Origin of the sequence: Pseudomonas morbosilactucae, from assembly GCF_023241715.1 — a bacterium.
In the GTDB taxonomy this organism is placed as follows: Bacteria; Pseudomonadota; Gammaproteobacteria; order Pseudomonadales; family Pseudomonadaceae; genus Aquipseudomonas; species Aquipseudomonas morbosilactucae.
In genome coordinates this window covers 59,366-78,745 of sequence record NZ_JALQCW010000014.1, presented here as the reverse complement: position 1 = coordinate 78,745, position 19,380 = coordinate 59,366, and the positions used below count along the sequence as shown (strand labels likewise).

At 58.7% G+C, this 19,380-nt stretch carries 15 protein-coding genes and 4 tRNA genes; 14 read left to right on the top strand and 5 right to left on the bottom strand.

Annotated elements, in window-relative coordinates:
* Nucleotides 1-25 precede the first annotated feature (25 nt).
* A complete protein-coding gene (locus M1B34_RS08120) occupies nucleotides 26-193 on the bottom strand; it encodes a hypothetical protein (protein WP_185039361.1) in 168 nt (55 codons plus the stop codon).
* A 222-nt stretch (nucleotides 194-415) separates the two neighbouring features.
* Between M1B34_RS08120 and M1B34_RS08115 the strand changes: the two genes are divergently transcribed.
* Complete coding sequence (locus tag M1B34_RS08115; protein ID WP_268264825.1) at nucleotides 416-1,090, top strand: PA2778 family cysteine peptidase; 675 nt, start codon at nucleotides 416-418, stop codon at nucleotides 1,088-1,090.
* Between the two features lie 57 nt (nucleotides 1,091-1,147).
* Here the strand turns inward: M1B34_RS08115 and pbpG are convergent, their stop codons facing one another.
* Together pbpG and folD are read right to left on the bottom strand one after the other, a co-directional pair.
* A complete protein-coding gene (gene pbpG / locus M1B34_RS08110; RefSeq protein WP_123335372.1) occupies nucleotides 1,148-2,086 on the bottom strand; it encodes a D-alanyl-D-alanine endopeptidase in 939 nt (312 codons plus the stop codon).
* A 258-nt stretch (nucleotides 2,087-2,344) separates the two neighbouring features.
* Entirely contained in the window at nucleotides 2,345-3,199 is an 855-nt protein-coding gene (folD, locus tag M1B34_RS08105; RefSeq protein WP_123335374.1) for a bifunctional methylenetetrahydrofolate dehydrogenase/methenyltetrahydrofolate cyclohydrolase FolD, read from the bottom strand.
* A 280-nt stretch (nucleotides 3,200-3,479) separates the two neighbouring features.
* Between folD and M1B34_RS08100 the strand changes: the two genes are divergently transcribed.
* From M1B34_RS08100 to M1B34_RS08055, 10 genes are all read left to right on the top strand, one after another.
* Nucleotides 3,480-3,556, top strand: a tRNA-Arg gene (locus M1B34_RS08100).
* Nucleotides 3,557-3,596: 40 nt separating this feature from the next.
* A tRNA-His gene (locus tag M1B34_RS08095) sits at nucleotides 3,597-3,672 on the top strand.
* Between the two features lie 57 nt (nucleotides 3,673-3,729).
* Nucleotides 3,730-3,814 (top strand) — tRNA-Leu (locus tag M1B34_RS08090).
* Nucleotides 3,815-4,235: 421 nt separating this feature from the next.
* Entirely contained in the window at nucleotides 4,236-5,546 is a 1,311-nt protein-coding gene (gene tig, locus M1B34_RS08085; RefSeq protein WP_123335376.1) for a trigger factor, read from the top strand.
* 91 nt (nucleotides 5,547-5,637) lie between these two features.
* Complete coding sequence (gene clpP, locus M1B34_RS08080; RefSeq protein ID WP_123335377.1) at nucleotides 5,638-6,273, top strand: ATP-dependent Clp endopeptidase proteolytic subunit ClpP; 636 nt, start codon at nucleotides 5,638-5,640, stop codon at nucleotides 6,271-6,273.
* Between the two features lie 112 nt (nucleotides 6,274-6,385).
* Entirely contained in the window at nucleotides 6,386-7,669 is a 1,284-nt protein-coding gene (gene clpX / locus M1B34_RS08075) for an ATP-dependent Clp protease ATP-binding subunit ClpX (protein WP_123335379.1), read from the top strand.
* Nucleotides 7,670-7,831: 162 nt separating this feature from the next.
* Nucleotides 7,832-10,228, top strand: a complete 2,397-nt coding sequence (gene lon, locus M1B34_RS08070; protein ID WP_123335381.1) for an endopeptidase La — start codon at nucleotides 7,832-7,834, stop codon at nucleotides 10,226-10,228.
* A gap of 93 nt (nucleotides 10,229-10,321) precedes the next feature.
* Nucleotides 10,322-10,651 (top strand): HU family DNA-binding protein, encoded by a 330-nt coding sequence (locus tag M1B34_RS08065; RefSeq protein WP_221178443.1) that lies wholly within the window; start codon nucleotides 10,322-10,324, stop codon nucleotides 10,649-10,651.
* Between the two features lie 53 nt (nucleotides 10,652-10,704).
* Nucleotides 10,705-10,778 (top strand) — tRNA-OTHER (locus M1B34_RS08060).
* Between the two features lie 103 nt (nucleotides 10,779-10,881).
* Nucleotides 10,882-12,753 carry a SurA N-terminal domain-containing protein gene (locus M1B34_RS08055; protein WP_268264824.1) on the top strand — a complete coding sequence of 624 codons (1,872 nt, stop codon included), beginning with the start codon at nucleotides 10,882-10,884 and terminating at the stop codon, nucleotides 12,751-12,753.
* A gap of 131 nt (nucleotides 12,754-12,884) precedes the next feature.
* On the opposite strand, the gene M1B34_RS08050 is transcribed toward M1B34_RS08055, so the two are convergent.
* Nucleotides 12,885-14,090, bottom strand: coding sequence for an MFS transporter (locus M1B34_RS08050; RefSeq protein ID WP_268264823.1), 1,206 nt, complete (start codon nucleotides 14,088-14,090; stop codon nucleotides 12,885-12,887).
* 122 nt (nucleotides 14,091-14,212) lie between these two features.
* Between M1B34_RS08050 and M1B34_RS08045 the strand changes: the two genes are divergently transcribed.
* Both M1B34_RS08045 and M1B34_RS08040 read left to right on the top strand, forming a co-directional pair.
* Complete coding sequence (locus tag M1B34_RS08045) at nucleotides 14,213-15,112, top strand: LysR family transcriptional regulator (protein ID WP_123335387.1); 900 nt, start codon at nucleotides 14,213-14,215, stop codon at nucleotides 15,110-15,112.
* A 91-nt stretch (nucleotides 15,113-15,203) separates the two neighbouring features.
* Nucleotides 15,204-16,070 carry a DUF2242 domain-containing protein gene (locus M1B34_RS08040; protein WP_268264822.1) on the top strand — a complete coding sequence of 289 codons (867 nt, stop codon included), beginning with the start codon at nucleotides 15,204-15,206 and terminating at the stop codon, nucleotides 16,068-16,070.
* Nucleotides 16,071-16,081: 11 nt separating this feature from the next.
* On the opposite strand, the gene aceE is transcribed toward M1B34_RS08040, so the two are convergent.
* Entirely contained in the window at nucleotides 16,082-18,757 is a 2,676-nt protein-coding gene (gene aceE, locus M1B34_RS08035; RefSeq protein WP_268264821.1) for a pyruvate dehydrogenase (acetyl-transferring), homodimeric type, read from the bottom strand.
* 160 nt (nucleotides 18,758-18,917) lie between these two features.
* Between aceE and M1B34_RS08030 the strand changes: the two genes are divergently transcribed.
* Nucleotides 18,918-19,379, top strand: coding sequence for a MarR family winged helix-turn-helix transcriptional regulator (locus M1B34_RS08030; protein ID WP_268264820.1), 462 nt, complete (start codon nucleotides 18,918-18,920; stop codon nucleotides 19,377-19,379).
* The last annotated feature ends 1 nt before the right edge of the window (nucleotide 19,380 follow it).

The window sequence follows — 19,380 nt, the reverse complement described above, 5'->3', positions numbered from 1 at the left end:
TTTTTTAGTGGTGAATAACACTGGGTCAGTGCGCGGTGGCCGGGCGGCCAGCGGTTTTGTCTCGCGGTGTCACGGTGGTCGATGGCAGTGGGTGATGATGGCGGCGGGCGATGCGCAACACACCCCAGAGCATCGCGGCGGCCACGGCCAGCCAGCCAATTACCAACATGCAGATCGTCGTCATCAGGCTCATACGTGCCTCCTTCTGGCCCCGTCCGGGGCACACGCTCTTTGCAATCGACAGTCTAGTCGCTGGTATGTTTCAGGCGATTGACTCGCGGTCGAGCCCTTCGAACACTTCGCTCTATCCATTTCAATTTACTGCGGCCTAACGCTATACCCCCGTGCAAGACGCCCTATTATCAGGGCCCTTGCCGGGAGATCGTGGCCCGGTGTCTGAGCAAAGAGAGTGATGATGGTGCGGGTATTTTCTCGAATTCGATGGGCATTGTTGGGCGCCGCCTGTGTGCTGAGCCTGGCGGCATGTGCAGGCAAAGTGCCGTCCGAGATTCAGCGTTTGCCTGAGCGGGTCGAACTCACCAGCGTGCCCTTCTTTCGCGGCAACATCTATCAAAGCGGACCGGGTGCCTTGGCCAGCATGCTGTCTCAGCAGGGCGTGGTGATTACCCCGGGGCTGCTGGACAAACCCTTGCATTTACCCGGTGCCGAGGCTCAGTTGCAGCAGAACATGCAACGCCTGGCGCGGGATTACGGGATGGTGGTCTATCCACTGGATGAGCGCCTGCCGGCGTTGCTGGCCCAGGTTGCGGCCGGGTATCCGGTGTTGCTGCGCTTCACGGAAGGTTCGGCGTTCTGGTCTGAACCGCGTTACGCGATACTGGCCGGCTATAACCGTGACAAGCAGACCGTGCTGTTGCGGGCAGGGCAGAATCGTCGGTTGTTGATGAGCTTCTCGGCGTTCGAGTCGGCCTGGAAAAGTGCCGATAGCTGGGCGGTGTTGATTCAGGCACCGAACCAGTTGCCCGCCAATGTCGATCGCCAGCGTTGGTTGAAGGCCGCCAATGAGTTGGCCCAGGCCGGCCAAGAGCAGGCGGCGAATCGGGCGACCCAGGCGTTGCCTGCTCCCTGATAGTGGCGGAGAAAAGAAAACGGCGCCCAGGGGCGCCGTTTTTTATGGCCTGTTTGATTAGTCCGAGGCCTGGGCCGCGCCGGTTTGGCGGTTCTTCAGGTTCTTTTCCGCTTTGTAGCGCAGCGCGACGTCCGGCACCGAGCCGCTTTTACCGGTTTCCATCCAGTTGCGAATGCGCCCGGCGTCAGCGAAGTGGGTGTATTTGCCGAAGGCATCGAGAATCACCAGGGCCACCGGGCGATTGGCCATGCTGGTCACCAGCACCAGGCAGTGGCCGGCCTGATTGGTGAAGCCGGTCTTGGTCAGCTTGATGTCCCATTTGTCTTTATGAACCAGATGGTCGGTGTTGCGAAAACCCAGGGTGTAATTGGGTTTGCGGAACGCCACGGTCTTTTCCTTGGTGGTGCTCAGCTCGCTCAGCATTGGGTATTTGCGCGCCGCCAGCAGCAGTTTGCTCAGGTCGCGAGCGGTGGACACGTTGTGGATCGACAGGCCAGTGGGTTCCACATAGCGGGTGTTGGTCATGCCCAAGGCCTTGGCCTTGGCGTTCATGGCGGCAATAAAGGCTGCGTATCCGCCTGGGTAATGGTGGGCCAGGCTGGCGGCGGCGCGGTTTTCCGAGGACATCAGGGCGATCAGCAGCATGTCGCGGCGGCTCAACTCGCTATTGAGCTTGACCCGGGAGAACACCCCTTTCATTTCCGGGGTGTCGCTGATGTTGATTGAAATGTATTCGTCCATGGACTGCTTGGCGTCCAGCACGATCAACCCGGTCATGAGTTTGGTGACCGAGGCAATCGGCACCACCACATCCGGATTGCTTGAATAGATGACTTTGTTGGTCTGCAAGTCCAGCAACAGCGCGCTGCCCGAAGCAATGTGCAGTTGCGAGGTGTCGCGGGGGGCAGCAGTGGTTTCGCTCGCATCGACGTTGGGCGTGATCAAAGTGCCTGTGATTGCAAAAAATAGGCTGAGGATGGAAAGACGGATTTTCACGCGGGCGGACTCGATAAAGTATGGATATGCCGTTTGGCAACGGGCTTTTTCAGAAAAACGTTACATTTTATGATTATGGTTGATAGCTGTCGATTGTTCTTCAGAGGTCCGTTGAATACCCAAAAAAAACCTGAAACATGCCGGTTTTCCTTTCGTGCCTCCTGGCTTTGGTCGCAGTTCGTCGCCTGGGGCGCGGCTTGAAACAAAGAACCCCGCCATTGGCGGGGTTCTCGTCGGGGCAAAGGTGCTGTGCCGGGTTTAGCCGTGCAGCGACTCTGCCGCATACAGGGTATTTTCCAGCAAGCAGGCGCGAGTCATCGGGCCAACGCCGCCAGGTACGGGGGTGATCCAGCCGGCGCGGGGCAGGGCGGTCTCGTACACCACGTCGCCTACCAGCTTGCCGTCTTCCTGGCGGTTGATGCCGACGTCGATGACGATGGCGCCTTCCTTGATCCACTCGCCTTTTACCAGGCCCGGCTTGCCAGCTGCCACGACCACCAGATCAGCCCGGCCCACATGCCCGGCCAGGTCTTTGGTGAAGCGGTGGGTCACGGTCACGGTGCAGCCCGCGAGGAGCAGCTCCATCGCCATCGGGCGGCCAACAATGTTGGAGGCGCCTACGACGACGGCGTCCATGCCGTAAAGATCGGCACCGGTGCTTTCCAGCAAGGTCATGATGCCCTTGGGAGTGCAAGGGCGGAGCAGCGGGATGCGTTGGGCCAGGCGGCCGACGTTATAAGGGTGGAAACCATCCACGTCTTTGTCGGGCCGAATGCGTTCCAGCAGCTTCGAGGCGTCCAGGTGCTCCGGCAGCGGCAACTGTAGAAGGACGCCGTCGATGTTCGGGTCATCATTGAGGCGGTCGATCAGGGTGGCCAACGCTTCCTGGGTGGTGTCGGAAGGCAGGTCATAGGCTTGGGAAAGAAAGCCGACCTCTTCGCAGTCTTTACGCTTGTGCGAGACATAAACCTGAGAGGCTGGATCGCTGCCGACCAGGATCACCGCGAGGCCTGGCGTACGCAGGCCTTGCTGGCGACGCTCGGCGACACGTTTGGCGATCTGCTGGCGCAGGCTAGCGGCGATCGCTTTGCCGTCGATTAGTTGTGCAGTCATGACGCGTGATTAACCATCGAGAGGGAGAGAAAAAGAGAACGCATTCTCGCATGTCAGGACGTGAGGGCAAAGGCGCTTGGTCTGTAAATTCCCCTAACCCCTTTAATTAAATGAATTTTTTTGAAAAAAGAGTTGACGACCTAACGGACCGTCTATAACATTCGTCGCACTTGTCGGGCACAGCCTAGCACTGGTTAAGAAGGTCGGTCAGAGTTGATGTTTAATTCGTAACGACTGAAAGCACTTAGTTTGTAATCCTTAAAGAATACAGATTAACAAGGCGCCCGTAGCTCAGCTGGATAGAGCATCCGCCTTCTAAGCGGATGGTCGCAGGTTCGAGTCCTGCCGGGTGCGCCATTAGGCAGCTTTGGCACAAGTAACGCAACAACGCAATATGGTGGGCGTAGCTCAGTTGGTAGAGCACAGGATTGTGACTCCTGTTGTCGTGGGTTCGATCCCCATCGTCCACCCCATATTCCGAAAGGCGCCAGATTAACAGTCTGGCGCCTTTGCTTTAAAAGGCTTGATACGCGGACGTGGTGGAATTGGTAGACACACTGGATTTAGGTTCCAGCGCCGCAAGGTGTAAGAGTTCGAGTCTCTTCGTCCGCACCAATTAAGTAGCTAGTTAATAGCAGATGACGCGCAGCACCTGAAAAGGGCTGCGCCGTTTTCGTTTCAAAAGTCTGCATTTCCAGTGTGGCCGTAAGTAGCAGGGTGGTGAGGCGGCGAGTTTTTCGTCCTTTTGTCGCTGGATGTTTGCGGCTCAGCTGTCGGATCGATGGTTGATCCGGTTGCCCGGAGTTCTATGCCTGACTCCTTCTATATATAGAAGCATCGGTATAGAGGCCCCGGCTGGGTACGCTGTATTTGCTCTCAGGGCGCGGCGCATCCATTGTTCCCGCCTTATAACTGACCAGCTGTTTTTTACCCGTTTCCAGTAGGGTGACTTCTTGAGTTTGACCCACTAGAATGCTTGCCCTTGATTCTTGGGGTCGGAAACGGCCGGCTAACGTCTGTGCAACGAGGAATATCCATGCAAGTTTCTGTTGAAAATACTTCTGTTCTTGAGCGCCGCCTGAGCATCACCGTGCCAGCCGAGCGTATCGAGAGCCAGGTCAACAAGCGTCTGCAGCAGACTGCCCAAAAGGCCAAAATTGCAGGCTTCCGTCCTGGCAAGGTTCCAATGAGCGTTATCCGTCAGCGTTATGAAGCTGATGCCCGCCAAGAAGCGGTAGGTGACGTGATCCAGGCTTCCTTCTATGAAGCCGTTGTTGAGCAGAAGCTGAACCCGGCCGGTGCTCCTTCGGTTGAGCCTAAGGTTCTGGAGAAAGGCAAGGATCTGGAATACGTTGCTACTTTCGAAGTGTTCCCAGAGTTCACCGTTGCCGGTTTCGACACCATCGCTGTTGAGCGTCTGAGCGCTGACGTGGCGGATGCCGACCTGGACAACATGCTGGAAATCCTGCGCAAGCAGAACGTACGTTTTGAAGCGGCTGATCGCGCTGCACAAAACGACGACCAACTGAACATTGATTTTGTTGGCAAGGTTGACGGCGAAGAGTTCGCTGGCGGTTCGGCTAAAGGTACTCAGCTGGTTCTGGGCTCCGGCCGCATGATCCCTGGTTTTGAAGACGGTCTGGTCGGCGCTAAAGCCGGTGAAGAGCGCGTTCTGAACCTGACCTTCCCTGAGAACTATCAGAACCTGGACCTGGCCAACAAGGCTGCCGAGTTCACCGTGACCGTTAACAGCGTTTCCGAGCCTAAGCTGCCAGAACTGACCGAAGAATTCTTCGCTCAATTCGGTATCAAGGAATCGGGCCTGGACGGTTTCCGCGCCGAAGTTCGCAAGAACATGGAGCGTGAGCTGCGCCAAGCCATTAAGTCCAAGGTCAAGAATCAGGTCATGGATGGTCTGCTGGCCACCAACCCGATCGAAGTGCCAAAGGCGCTGCTGGACAACGAAGTCAACCGCCTGCGCGTTCAAGCGGTTCAGCAGTTCGGTGGCAACATCAAGCCTGATCAACTGCCGGCCGAGCTGTTCGAAGAGCAAGCCAAGCGCCGTGTCGTGCTGGGCCTGATCGTGGCTGAAGTGGTCAAGCAATTCGACCTCAAGCCTGACGAAGATCGCGTTCGCGAGCTGATCCAGGAAATGGCTTCGGCCTACCAGGAGCCAGAGCAGGTCGTGTCTTGGTACTACAAGAACGACCAGCAACTGAACGAAGTCCGTTCGGTTGTGCTGGAAGAACAAGTTGTGGATACTGTTCTGCAGAAAGCTAGCGTGACCGACAAATCGGTCTCTTACGAAGAAGCGGTCAAGCCGGTAGAAGCTCCACAAGCCGACTGATTGTTTTTGCGTTAAGAAGTACACACATAAGCAGCTCTCGAGCTGGCTTATGTGTATTCAAGACATAACTATTTGGGAGCGACTGCAGAGCATGTTCCGTAATTCTTATATTCAGCAGCACTCTGATATCCAAGCCGCCGGCGGCCTGGTCCCGATGGTTGTCGAGCAATCCGCTCGTGGCGAGCGTGCCTATGACATCTACTCGCGCCTTCTCAAGGAGCGAGTGATTTTTCTGGTGGGGCCGGTGGAGGACTACATGGCCAACCTGATCTGTGCGCAATTGCTGTTCCTTGAAGCGGAAAACCCGGACAAGGACATCCATCTCTACATCAACTCCCCGGGCGGTTCGGTCACGGCGGGCATGTCGATCTACGACACCATGCAGTTCATCAAGCCTAACGTGTCGACCACCTGTATTGGTCAGGCATGCAGCATGGGTGCGTTCCTGCTGACGGCTGGTGCCCCGGGCAAGCGTTTCTGCCTGCCGAACTCGCGTGTGATGATTCACCAGCCACTGGGCGGTTTCCAGGGCCAGGCGTCGGACATCGAAATCCATGCCAAGGAAATCCTCTTCATTCGTGAACGCCTCAACACGCTGATGGCCAAGCACAGCGGGCACACTCTGGAAGAAATCGAGCGCGATACCAATCGCGACAACTTCATGAGTGCGGAAGCCGCGCGTGCATACGGGCTGATCGATGAAGTGATCGCCCAGCGCCCAGCTTAAAATAAGCAGCTCAAAATAAGGCGGGTCGGCTGGTCCGATCACCAGTGGGCTTGAAAAAGCCCACAATAGCCTTCATCTTGTGTTGCAAGCCTATCGGATTTGGATCGAACGAATGACTGACACCCGCAACGGCGAGGACAACGGCAAGCTGCTTTATTGCTCCTTCTGTGGCAAAAGCCAGCATGAAGTGCGCAAATTGATTGCCGGCCCCTCGGTCTTTATCTGCGACGAGTGCGTCGACCTGTGCAATGACATCATCCGCGAGGAGGTGCAGGAAGCACAGGCCGAAAGCAGCGCGCACAAATTGCCTTCGCCTAAAGAAATCAGCGGCATCCTCGATCAGTACGTGATTGGTCAGGAGCGTGCGAAAAAGGTTTTGGCTGTAGCGGTCTATAACCACTACAAGCGCCTCAACCAGCGTGACAAAAAGAGCGACGATGTCGAGCTGGGCAAGAGCAACATCTTGCTGATCGGCCCTACAGGCTCGGGTAAGACTCTGCTGGCAGAGACCCTGGCACGCCTGCTGAATGTTCCCTTCACCATCGCTGACGCAACCACCCTCACCGAGGCGGGTTATGTGGGTGAAGACGTCGAGAACATCATTCAGAAGCTGTTGCAGAAATGCGATTACGATGTAGAGAAGGCCCAAATGGGTATCGTCTATATCGATGAAATCGACAAGATTTCGCGTAAATCCGACAATCCGTCGATCACCCGGGATGTCTCTGGTGAAGGCGTTCAGCAAGCATTGCTGAAGTTGATTGAAGGTACTGTGGCTTCCGTTCCGCCCCAAGGCGGTCGCAAGCATCCGCAGCAAGAGTTCCTGCAAGTCGACACGCGCAACATCCTGTTTATCTGTGGTGGTGCGTTCTCCGGTCTGGAAAAGGTTATCCAGAACCGCTCCACTCGCGGCGGCATCGGCTTCAATGCCGAGGTTCGCAGCAAGGAGGAGGGCAAGAAGGTTGGCGAATCTCTGCGTGAGGTTGAACCTGATGACTTGGTCAAGTTCGGCTTGATCCCTGAGTTCGTCGGTCGTTTGCCGGTACTGGCAACGTTGGACGAGCTGGATGAAGCGGCATTGATCCAGATCCTCACCGAGCCGAAAAACGCACTGACCAAGCAATACGCCAAGTTGTTCGAGATGGAAGGCGTGGACCTCGAGTTCCGTACCGACGCACTCAAGTCCGTGGCCAAGCGTGCCCTTGAGCGCAAGACCGGTGCTCGTGGATTGCGTTCGATCCTCGAAGGTGTGTTGCTCGACACTATGTATGAAATCCCCTCGCAATCCGAGGTGAGTAAAGTAGTGATCGATGAAAGCGTTATAGAAGGCAAGTCCCAGCCACTGTATATCTATGAAAACAGTGAGCCGGCTGCCAAGGCAGCGCCGGACGCGTAAGCGTCACGACATTGCTTTAAAAGAAGGGGCCTTCGGGCCCCTTTGTTTTACTGCCTTCAAACTCCAGTCTTTGAGCTTGTTTTTTTTGCAGGCAGCCCCCATCTTGGTTTCAAGCTTACTTCCATCTGTTTACGGCCATATGGCCGCCGTAGAGGCGAAATCATGAAGACAACCATCGAATTGCCTCTCCTGCCATTGCGTGATGTTGTGGTTTATCCGCACATGGTTATCCCGCTGTTCGTGGGGCGCGAGAAGTCTATCGAAGCCCTTGAGGCAGCGATGACGGGCGACAAGCAGATTCTTCTGTTGGCTCAGAAAAACCCTGCTGATGACGATCCCGGTGAAGATGCACTCTATCGCGTAGGTACCGTTGCTACGGTTTTGCAATTGCTCAAGTTGCCTGATGGCACTGTCAAAGTGCTGGTCGAGGGCGAGCAGCGAGGCGCTGTAGAGCGCTTCAGCGAAGTGGACGGCCACTGCCGTGCCGAAGTTTCCCTGATCGACGAAGTCGATGCTCCTGAGCGCGAGTCGGAAGTGTTTGTCCGCAGCTTGCTGTCTCAGTTCGAGCAATATGTCCAGTTGGGCAAGAAAGTCCCCGCTGAAGTCCTGTCGTCCCTCAATAGCATTGATGAGCCCAGCCGCCTGGTCGACACCATGGCTGCTCATATGGCGTTGAAGATCGAACAGAAGCAGGAAATCCTCGAGATCATCGATTTGTCAGCCCGGGTCGAGCACGTCCTGGCGTTGCTGGATGCCGAGATCGACCTGCTGCAAGTTGAGAAACGTATTCGTGGCCGCGTCAAGAAACAAATGGAGCGTAGCCAGCGCGAGTACTACCTGAATGAGCAAATGAAGGCCATTCAGAAAGAGCTGGGTGACGGTGACGAAGGTCACAACGAAATCGAAGAACTGAAAAAACGCATTGATGCTGCCGGCCTGCCGAAGGACGCCTTGACCAAGGCTCAGGCAGAGCTGAACAAGTTGAAGCAGATGTCGCCGATGTCCGCTGAAGCCACCGTAGTGCGCTCGTACATCGATTGGCTGGTTCAGGTGCCGTGGAAGGCGCAGAGCAAGGTACGCCTGGACTTGGCTCGCGCTGAGGACATCCTCGACGCTGATCACTATGGCCTGGAAGAGGTCAAAGAGCGGATCCTTGAGTACCTCGCTGTACAGAAGCGCGTGAAGAAGATTCGCGGCCCTGTGTTGTGCCTGGTTGGCCCACCAGGGGTTGGTAAAACCTCCTTGGCGGAGTCGATTGCCCACGCCACCAACCGTAAATTTGTGCGCATGGCCCTGGGTGGCGTGCGTGACGAAGCTGAAATCCGTGGTCATCGCCGTACTTACATCGGTTCGATGCCAGGAAGATTGATTCAAAAGATGACAAAAGTGGGTGTTCGCAACCCGTTGTTCTTGCTCGATGAAATCGACAAGATGGGCAGCGATATGCGTGGCGATCCGGCTTCGGCATTGCTTGAAGTGCTTGATCCGGAACAGAACCACAACTTCAACGACCACTACCTGGAAGTCGATTACGACCTTTCCGATGTGATGTTCCTTTGCACCTCCAACTCGATGAATATTCCGCCAGCTTTGCTGGACCGGATGGAGGTGATTCGTCTGCCGGGCTACACCGAAGACGAGAAGATCAACATCGCTGAAAAGTACCTGTCGCCCAAGCAAATCCAGGCCAATGGCCTGAAGAAGGGCGAGCTGGAATTCGACGCTGAGGCGATCCGTGACATCATTCGCTACTACACCCGCGAAGCCGGTGTGCGTGGCCTTGAGCGGCAGATTGCCAAGGTGTGCCGTAAGGCTGTCAAAGAGCATGCGCTGGAAAAACGCTTCTCGGTGAAGGTCACGTCCGACCTGCTGGAGCATTTCCTGGGCGTGCGCAAATTCCGCTACGGCCTGGCTGAACAGCAGGATCAGATCGGCCAAGTGACGGGCCTGGCCTGGACTCAGGTGGGTGGCGAGTTGCTGACGATCGAAGCGGCAGTGGTACCGGGCAAGGGCCAGTTGATCAAGACCGGTTCCCTGGGCGATGTGATGGTCGAATCGATCACCGCCGCGCTGACCGTGGTGCGCAGCCGGGCGAAAAGCCTGGGTATTCCCCTGGACTTCCACGAGAAGCGCGATACCCACATCCACATGCCTGAAGGGGCGACGCCGAAAGACGGCCCTAGCGCAGGTGTAGGCATGTGCACGGCACTGGTTTCGGCGCTGACTGGAATTCCGGTTCGGGCTGATGTTGCGATGACCGGTGAGATCACTTTGCGTGGTCAGGTATTGGCTATCGGTGGCCTGAAAGAGAAGCTGCTCGCAGCTCATCGGGGCGGAATCAAGACCGTTATCATTCCTGAAGAGAATGTTCGCGATTTGAAAGAAATTCCGGACAATATTAAGCAGGATCTGCAGATTAAACCGGTTAAATGGATTGACGAGGTCCTGCAAATTGCGCTGCAATACGCGCCGGAGCCCTTGCCGGATGTGGCTCCCGAGATAGTTGCTAAGGACGAAAAGCGCGAGTCTGACTCTAAGGAAAGAATTAGCACGCATTAGTACACATAAGCCTGGGGAGCTTCCTTGACAGCTTTTTAGAGCCCTTGTTATAAAGCGGCTCTTAAGTGTCTGTAGGCCATTCAGCACTGGTTTTTGCTTTCACCAAAAAACTTAGAATCATACTCAAATAGATATATAAGGGGACTTAGAGTGAACAAGTCGGAACTGATTGATGCTATCGCTGCATCTGCTGATATCCCGAAAGCTGCTGCTGGCCGTGCGCTGGATGCGGTAATCGAATCCGTCACTGGCGCTCTGAAGGCCGGTGACTCTGTTGTTCTGGTTGGTTTCGGTACTTTCTCCGTAACCGATCGTCCAGCTCGCGTTGGTCGTAACCCACAGACCGGTAAGACGCTGCAAATCGCTGCTGCTAAAAAGCCAGGTTTCAAAGCCGGTAAAGCCCTGAAAGAAGCCGTTAACTAAGCTTCGTTCAAGCCTTTGCCCATCCGGATCGGGGTCATGCCTGATCTGGCAGCGGAGCGGTAGTTCTGCCGGTTGGAATGCCGGCTCACGCCGAGGGTCGCGGGTCCAACCCACGTCCGCTCCGCCAGTTACGAGAAGGCGCATCCTCGGATGCGCCTTTCTTCTATCCGGACTCTACCCACGCTCCACGGTTGCCTAAATCTTGAAGTACAACCGTTTCTGGGGGACGCATGCTGCAGAATATCAGGGACAATTCACAAGGCTGGATTGCCAAAACCATTATCGGTGTCATCGTCGCGTTGATGGCGTTGACCGGTTTCGATGCCATTTTTCAAGCCACCACCTCCAGCCAGGACGCCGCCAAGGTCAATGGCCAGGAAATCACTCAGAACGAGTTGAGCCAGGCCGTCGACATGCAACGTCGCCAGTTGATGCAACAACTGGGCAAGGATTTCGATGCCTCGCTGCTTGACGAGAAAATGCTGCGTGAAGCGGCCCTCAAAGGCCTGATCGATCGCAAACTGCTGCTGCAAGGTGCCGAAGAATCCAAGTTCGCTTTCTCTGAAGCGGCATTGGACCAAGTCATCCTGCAAACGCCGGAGTTTCAGGTCGACGGCAAGTTCAGCCCTGAGCGCTTCGATCAAGTGATCCGCCAACTGGGTTACGGGCGTCTGCAATTCCGCCAGATGCTGGCTCAGGAAATGCTGATTGGCCAGGTTCGTGCTGGCCTGGCAGGCAGTGGTTTCGTGACCGATGCCCAAGTGCTGGCCTTCGCTCGTCTGGAAAAACAGACTCGCGATTTCTCTGCGCTGACCATCAAGGCTGACCCTGCGGCGGTCAAACTGACCGACGACGAAGTCAAGGCTTACTACGATGAGCATGCCAAAGAGTTCATGACTCAGGACCAAGTGGTTGTCGATTACCTCGAGTTGAAGAAGGCTTCCTTCTTTGACCAGGTCACCGTCAAGGATGAGGACCTGCAAGCTCTGTATCAGAAAGAAATCGCCAACCTGTCCGAACAGCGTCGTGCCGCGCACATTCTGATCGAAGTCAACGACAAGGTGAACGAGGCGCAAGCCAAGGCGAAGATCGAAGACATCCAGGCGCGTTTGGCCAAGGGTGAAAGCTTCGATGCGCTGGCCAAGGAGTTCTCTCAGGACCCGGGTTCGACCAGCAACGGCGGTGACCTCGGTTATGCCGGCCCTGGCGTCTATGATCCAATCTTCGAGAAGGCGCTCTACGCCTTGAACAAGGATCAGGTTTCGGCTCCGGTGCGTACCGACTTCGGGTTCCACTTGATCAAGCTGTTGGGCGTCGAAGCTCCTGAAGTGCCAAGCTTCGCCAGCCTGAAAGACAAGCTGACCCGCGAGCTGAAAACCCAGCAAGTCGAGCAGCGTTTCGTTGAGGCGACCAAGCAATTGGAAGACTCGTCGTTCGAAGCCTCCGACCTGGCCCAGCCTGCGCAAGAGCTGAAGCTGACCGTCCACACCTCCGCACCGTTTGGTCGTGAAGGCGGGGAAGGCATTGCTGCCAACCGTGCGGTCATCCAGGCGGCATTCAGTCCTGAAGTGCTCGACGAGGGTGCAAACAGCACCGCCATCGAGCTGGACCCGGAAACCGTGGTGGTTCTGCGCGCCAAAGAGCATCGCAAGCCTGAGCAACTGCCGCTGGAAGGCGTAGCCACCAGCATCCGCGCGCAATTGGCCAAGGAGCACGCCAGTGCTGCCGCCAAGACCAAGGCTGATGAGTTGATCGCCAGCCTGCGCGATGGCAAGGCACCGCTAAACAAGCCGGTGGATGGCCAGGCCTGGAAAGTCTCCGAAGCCGTGACCCGCGGTCAGGAAGGCCTTGAGCCAACGGTGCTGCAAGCATTGTTCCGCATGAGCAAGCCGGAGTCGAAAGACAAGCCGAGCTTCTCCAGCGTGACCTTGCCCAACGGTAATATCGTGCTGCTGCAGCTCAACGGTGTGAACGAAGCCGCTGCGCCGACCGAGGAAGAGAAGGCTCAGTACCGTCGCTTCCTGGCGTCCCGCGTAGGTCAGCAAGACTTTGCGGCCTACCGCAAGCAGCTGGAAAGTCAGGCAGAGATCAAGCGCTACTGATGGCTGCACCGACGCGTTAAAGCGACAAATAAAGACCCCGTCCTTAAGGCCGGGGTTTTTTTTGCGCGCCTGAACTGCAAGCATCAAGGTAATTTGTAGCGCGAGGCGAAGGCCACATACCTCCCCAGGTATCAGCGCAGCGTGGGGAAGCCTTGGCGCCGTGCATTGATTGCCACCCCCAACGCCACGAGCAACAGTGCGCCGACCACCCAGGCAAATACCTGCACGCCTGGCCCCTGCAACAGGACGGCCCCGGCCACGCCACCGCCGGCGATTGCCAGGTTCCAGGCCGTCACCAGCATCGACTGGGCCGCGTCGGCGGAGGCGCCAGCGCTTTTCGCCAAGGCGGTTTGCAGCAGGGTGGCCATGCCACCGAACGACAGGCCCCAGATCGCCACTGCGCTGTATATCAACCAGGGTTGGCTACCCCACAGCGCCAGCACCAGCATGGCGGTAATAAACAGCCCGCAGCTGATCAGCACCAGCTCACGCAGCCAGCTATCGATCAACAGGCCGACCACCCAGATGCTCAGCAAGGCTGCCAGGCCAAAGGTCAGCAGCACCTGCTCGATTTGCCCGGCGATCCCGGCCGGCTCGAGGAAGGGCACGATGTAGGTGTAGAGAATGTTGTGGCCCAACACATACACGAAGGTCACGAACAGCACTGGCTTGATGCCGGGCAAGGCCAGCACACGTCTTAGCGGCAGGCGTTTTTGCGTGCCCAGGCCCGGGAAGTCCGGGACCTGCCAGCGGACCCAGGCGATCAGCACCAGGGTCAGCAGAGTCATGATCACAAAGCTCATGCGCCAACCCACGGCATTGCCCAGCAAGGTGCCGGCGGGTACTCCCAGGGACAGCGCCAGGGGCGCGCCGAGCATGGCCACGGCAATGGCGCGGCCTTGCAGTTTGGGCACGACCATGCGGCTGGCGTAGCCGGCGAGCAGGGCCCAGAGCAGCCCGGCGAAGACCCCGGCAAACAGGCGGGCCACCAGGGTCAGGCCATAGTGGGTGGAGAAGGCGGTGATGCTGTTAACCACTGCGAAGCCGCCGATGGCGATCAGCAACAACGGGCGGCGGCGCCAGCCTTGGGTGAGGATCACCAGAGGGATGGCCGCCAGCAGTGAGCCGAGGGCATAGAAGGTCACCAACTGGCCGATCAATCCGGCAGAGACGCCCAGGTCCCGACTCATCTGCGGCAATAGGCCGGCTGGCAGGGTTTCGGTGAGCAAGGTGATGAAGCCCGCGGTGGCCAGCGCCAACAGGCCGCTGAGGGGTAATCGATCGCAAGGCTGGTGGGCCAGCGTCGGCTGGTCGAGGGCATTAATGGGAGCGTTCATGAGCAGGTCCTGATCTAGGTTGAAACGTCAGGCGCAGAGAGTAGGGCGCTGTTCATGGGCGAAAAATAGGCTAAGGTTCCGAACTTATCGGACACTCACGTCCTTAATCGATGAGGCACTCAATGGATTGGCTGGGCAGTATTTCGGTGTTTGTGCAGGTGGCGGAGCTGCGCAGTTTCACAGAGGCAGGGCGGGTGCTGGGGGTGTCTTCGTCGGCAGTGGGCAAGAGCATCGCCCGTTTGGAAGAGCGCTTGCAGACCCGTTTGTTTCATCGCAGCACCCGCAGTATTGCCCTGACCGCCGAGGGCGCCGGATTCCTTCAGCACTGCCGGCGCATCGTCGCCGAGGCCGAGTCGGCAGAGTTCGGCCTGTGCAACCTGTCCAAAAAAGCCCAGGGCAAGCTCCGGGTCAGCCTGCCCCAAGTCCATGGGCTGGTTATGCCGGTGCTGGCGGAGTTCATGGCCTTGTATCCCCAGATCGAACTGGACATCGACCTGACCGACCGCCTGGTGGACGTGGTTGAGGAGGGGTTCGACGTGGTGGTCCGTACTGGCACTCCCAAGGATTCTCGGCTGATTGCCCGCAAGCTGGGGCAATTCCGCCTGGTGCTGGTGGGTACTCCCGGTTACTTCCAGGCCCGGGGTGTTCCCGAAACACCGGCCGACCTCGCGGCCCATGCCTGCTTGCGACACGTGTTTCACAGCACCGGCAAACTCGAGCCCTGGCCCTTGCGCAGTGGGCCCGAGGACGGGGAGGTGGTGCTGCCGACGCGTTTCACCAGCACCTCCATCGAGGCCGTGGACCATGCCGTGCGCAGTGGCCTGGGGATTGCCTGCCTGCCGGATTTCATGGTCCGCACGGCGGTGGTGGCAGGGACCTTGCAGTGTGTACTGGACGACTACCTGGAACATCGCGGCGACTTCTGGATCCTTTGGCCGTCGAGCCGACACGCCGCGTCCAAGCTGCGGGTATTTATCGACCACCTGTGCGCGCGACTTTTTCCGGCAACCGAGGGTCAGTAGACTTGTATGGTTTTTAAGACACTAATCCGCACGCTGTCGGGCGTCGATCTGTTGCACAATACGCCCCGGACCGTTTTTCTCAGGATTTTCGATGTTTAGATCATTTCACTTGCGTGTGACGGCGGTGGCTTTGCTGTTGGCGTCCGCCGGCTGTTCGTCACAGAAACCCGCTGTTTACGAGCATGAGAACTTCGACGACTCCGGCACCTTCTCGCGCAACTACCCGGTGAGTGACACCGCGTCCTGCGAGGCAGCGCGACGTGCGTTGCTCAGCCAGGGCTACATCATCACCAGCAGCGATCCGAAGTTGATCAGCGGCAACAAGAGCTTCCAGCAGACCGGCGAAACCCATCTGCAAATCAGCTTCAACGTGGTGTGTGCCCAGGACGGCACCGGCGATCAGCGTTCCACGGTGTTTGCCAACGCCCTGCAGGACCGCTACGCGCTGAAGAAGGTCAACAATTCCGCAAGCCTCGGCGTCGGCGTGCTGGGCTCGGTGTCGATGCCCATTGGCTCGACCGACGACTCCATGGTCAAGGTGGCCAGCGAAACCGTGTCGTCGGCCAAGTTCTATGAGCGTTACTTCGCCCTGGTAGAGATGTTCCTGCCTCAGGAAGCCAAGAAGGCCGCACACATCGTCGAGAAGCCCAAGACCGACCTGGGCGTGCCAGAGCCCAAGGCGGCCGAAGCGCTTCCCGTTCCTGCCGCAGCGCCAGTCACGGCGCCGGCTCCGGCGGATGCTGCCGTGCACCCGGCCGAGGCCCCAGCCACCGAGCCGGCAGCCCCTCAGTCGGTGTCGCAACCACTGACGCCACCGGTTGAGGCCGCGCCCATCGTGCCGGAATCCACCAGCGTCGCAGAGCCTGCCAGCGAGCCGGAGCCGGCCACGGAAAGCATCACGCCGCCGCCTCCCAGCTCCTTGCCGCCGCCCACCGAGCCGATCAAGGCCCTGCCTTAGTCCGCCTCGGCTCAGACCGTGACAGGGTCGACTTTGTTGATGTCGATCCCATAGCGGCTGATGGCTTGCGCGACTCGGCTGTAAGGCAGTTCACCGTCATCGGCCAGAGCCTTCAAGGCCGCCAGGACGATAAAGTGCCGATCCACCTCGAAGAAACGACGCAGGGTTTCCCGGGTATCGGACTGACCGAAACCATCGGTGCCCAAGGCCACGAATCGCCGCCCGTCAACGAAGGGGCGGATCTGGTCGGCGTAGATCTTCATGTAGTCCGTGGCCACCACCACCGGGCCCACTTGGTCCTTGAGGCAGTCCTGCACATGGCTTGAGCGCGGTGGCTGTTCCGGGTGCAGCAGGTTCCAGCGTTCTGCGGCCTGCCCGGCACGGCGCAGTTCGGTCAGGCTGGTGGCACTCCAGACGTCGCTCGACACGCCAAAATCGGCCAACAGCAATTCCCCGGCCGCCATCACTTCCCGCAGGATCGAACCACTGCCCAGCAACTGCACCCGCGGCTGGTCCTGGCCGGGAGCGTCGTGGCCGTGGAGGCGGTACAGCCCCTTGAGAATCCCGTCCTCGGCACCATCCGGCATCCCCGGGTGCGGGTAGTTCTCGTTGAGCAGGGTGATGTAGTAGTAGATGTCTTCCTGCTCGACGTACATGCGCCGCATGCCTTCCTGGATGATCACCGCCAATTCGTAGGCGAAGGTCGGGTCGTAGGCCACGCAGCACGGCACCAGGGACGCCATCACATGGCTGTGGCCATCGTCGTGTTGCAAGCCTTCACCCATCAGGGTGGTGCGGCCTGCGGTGGCGCCCAGCAGGAAGCCCCGGGCCCGAGCATCGCCGGCTGCCCAGGCCAGGTCGCCGACGCGCTGGAAACCGAACATCGAATAGAAGATGTAGAAGGGCAGGGTCATCACCCCGTGGTTGCTGTACGCGGTGCTGGCGGCAATCCACGAGGAAATCGCCCCGGACTCGTTGAGCCCTTCCTGCATGATCTGGCCGTCCTTGCTCTCCTTGTAATAGCTCAGTTGCCCGGCGTCCTGCGGCGTGTAGAGTTGGCCGACGGCGGAGTGGATGCCGATCTGGCGGAACAGGCTTTCCATACCGAAGGTCCGCGATTCGTCCGGCACGATGGGCACCACCAGTTTGCCGATCTGCGGGTCCTTGAGCAGGGTGCCGAGGATGCGCACAAAGGCCATGGTGGTGGAAATCGCGCGCTCGCCGGTGTCCTTGAGCTGGTTGGCAAAAGCCTCCAGCGGCGGAATCGCCAGGGCCTGGCAATCATTGCTGCGGGCCGGTACATGGCCGCCCAGGCGCCCCCGGCAACTGGCGAAATAACGCCCTTCGGCACTGTCCGGGTCAGGTTTCAGGTAGGGCAGTTCGGCCAGTTGCTCGTCGCTGACCGGCAGGTCGAAGCGATCGCGGAAGGCCCGCACCGCGTCGGCGCCCATTTTCTTCAACTGGTGATTGATGTTCTGGCCTTCGCCGGCCTCGCCCATGCCGAAGCCCTTGACGGTTTTCGCCAGGATCACTGTCGGCTGGCCGGAATGGGCCACGGCGGCGGCATAGGCGTTGTAGACCTTGAGTGGGTCATGGCCGCCTCGGGAGAGTTTCCAGATATCGTCGTCGGAGAGGTCGGCCACCAGTTCCAGCAACTCCGGGTATTTACCGAAGAAGTGTTCGCGCACATAGGCGCCGTTCTGGGACTTGTAGTTCTGATAGTCGCCGTCTACGCACTCCATCATGCGCTGGCGCAGCAGGCCGCTGCGGTCCTTTTCCAGCAGGGCGTCCCAGCCGCTGCCCCAGACCACCTTGATCACCTTCCAGCCGGCCGCGCGGTACAGGCTTTCAAACTCCTGGATCACCTTGGCGTTACCGCGCACCGGGCCGTCCAGGCGTTGCAGGTTGCAGTTGACCACGAAAATCAGGTTGTCGAGCTTTTCGCGCCCGGCCAAGGAAATCGCGGCCAGGGATTCCGGCTGGTCCATCTCGCCGTCGCCGAGGAAGGCCCAGACCTTGCGCCCCTGGTGCTGTTTCAGGCCGCGCAGTTCCAGGTAGCGCATAAAGCGCGCCTGATACGCCGCAGTGATCGGGCCCAGGCCCATGGACACCGTAGGGAACTGCCAGAAGTCCGGCATCAGCCGTGGGTGCGGGTAGGAAGAGATGCCCTGGCCATCGGCCTCGCGGCGGAAGTTGTCCAGTTGCGCAGCGCTGATTCGGCCTTCCATGTAGGCGCGGCCATAGATGCCTGGTGACGAGTGGCCCTGGATGTACACCATGTCGCCGTCGAAGTGCTCGGTACGCCCGCGGAAAAAGTGATCGAAGCCGACGTCGTAGAGCACCGCCGCCGAGGCGTAGGTCGCGATATGCCCGCCCACCCCGGAATGCTTGCCGGCGCGCAGCACCATGGCCATGGCGTTCCAGCGGATAAAGGCGTTGAGCTTGCGCTCCAGTTCCAGGTCGCCGGGGTAGGGCAGTTGGCGCTCGGGGGCAATGCTGTTGATGTAGGGCGTGGTCACGCGGCCATGGAAGTCACCATGGCGGGCCACGTCGAAGTCCAGCAACTGGTCGATCAGGTAATGGGCCCGCGGGCGCCCTTCGGCGCTCAGCACCGACTCGATGGAGTCGAGCCATTCGCGGGTTTCCTGTGGGTCGTGATCGAGGGTTGCACTGTTGTTCTGGGTCATGCCGGGCTCCAGGTTGAGCGGGTTGCCAATGCGCGGATCCTTGTGGGATCGAGGGGCGTGGCGCACGGATAAAAGTAATTGCAATTGCAATTACATGGCCGAATCTATCCCGCCATGCGCTACTATTGCAACCTTTCTTCAATCCCTCGGATGGTGTGGCATGTCTTCAAAAGAGCCTGATGTGTGGTTCCGTTTTGTCCGGGCTCACAGGACGGTCATCCGTGAAATCGAGCGCCGCCTGGCCGCTGCCGAGTTGCCGGCCTACGCCTGGTACGACGCCTTGTGGGGCTTGGAAAGCGGCCCCGAAGGCACCCGGCGCATGCATGAACTGGCCGATGTGTTGGCGATCGAACGCTACAACCTGACGCGCCTGGTGGACCGCCTGGAAAAGGACGGCCTGGTCGCTCGTTCGCGGTGCGACGGCGATGGTCGTGCGGCCTTTGTCAGCATCACTGAAGCGGGGCGCAACCTGCGCAAGAAGATGTGGAAAATCTACGAAAGCACCGTCGACGAGCTGTTTCTTTCCCAGTTGGAGCCCGAGCAGAAACAGGGGTTTGCCGACGCCCTGGAGCGCACTGCAAACCTGGCCCGGGCCTCGGGCCAGGAAGCCGGAAAACGCTGAG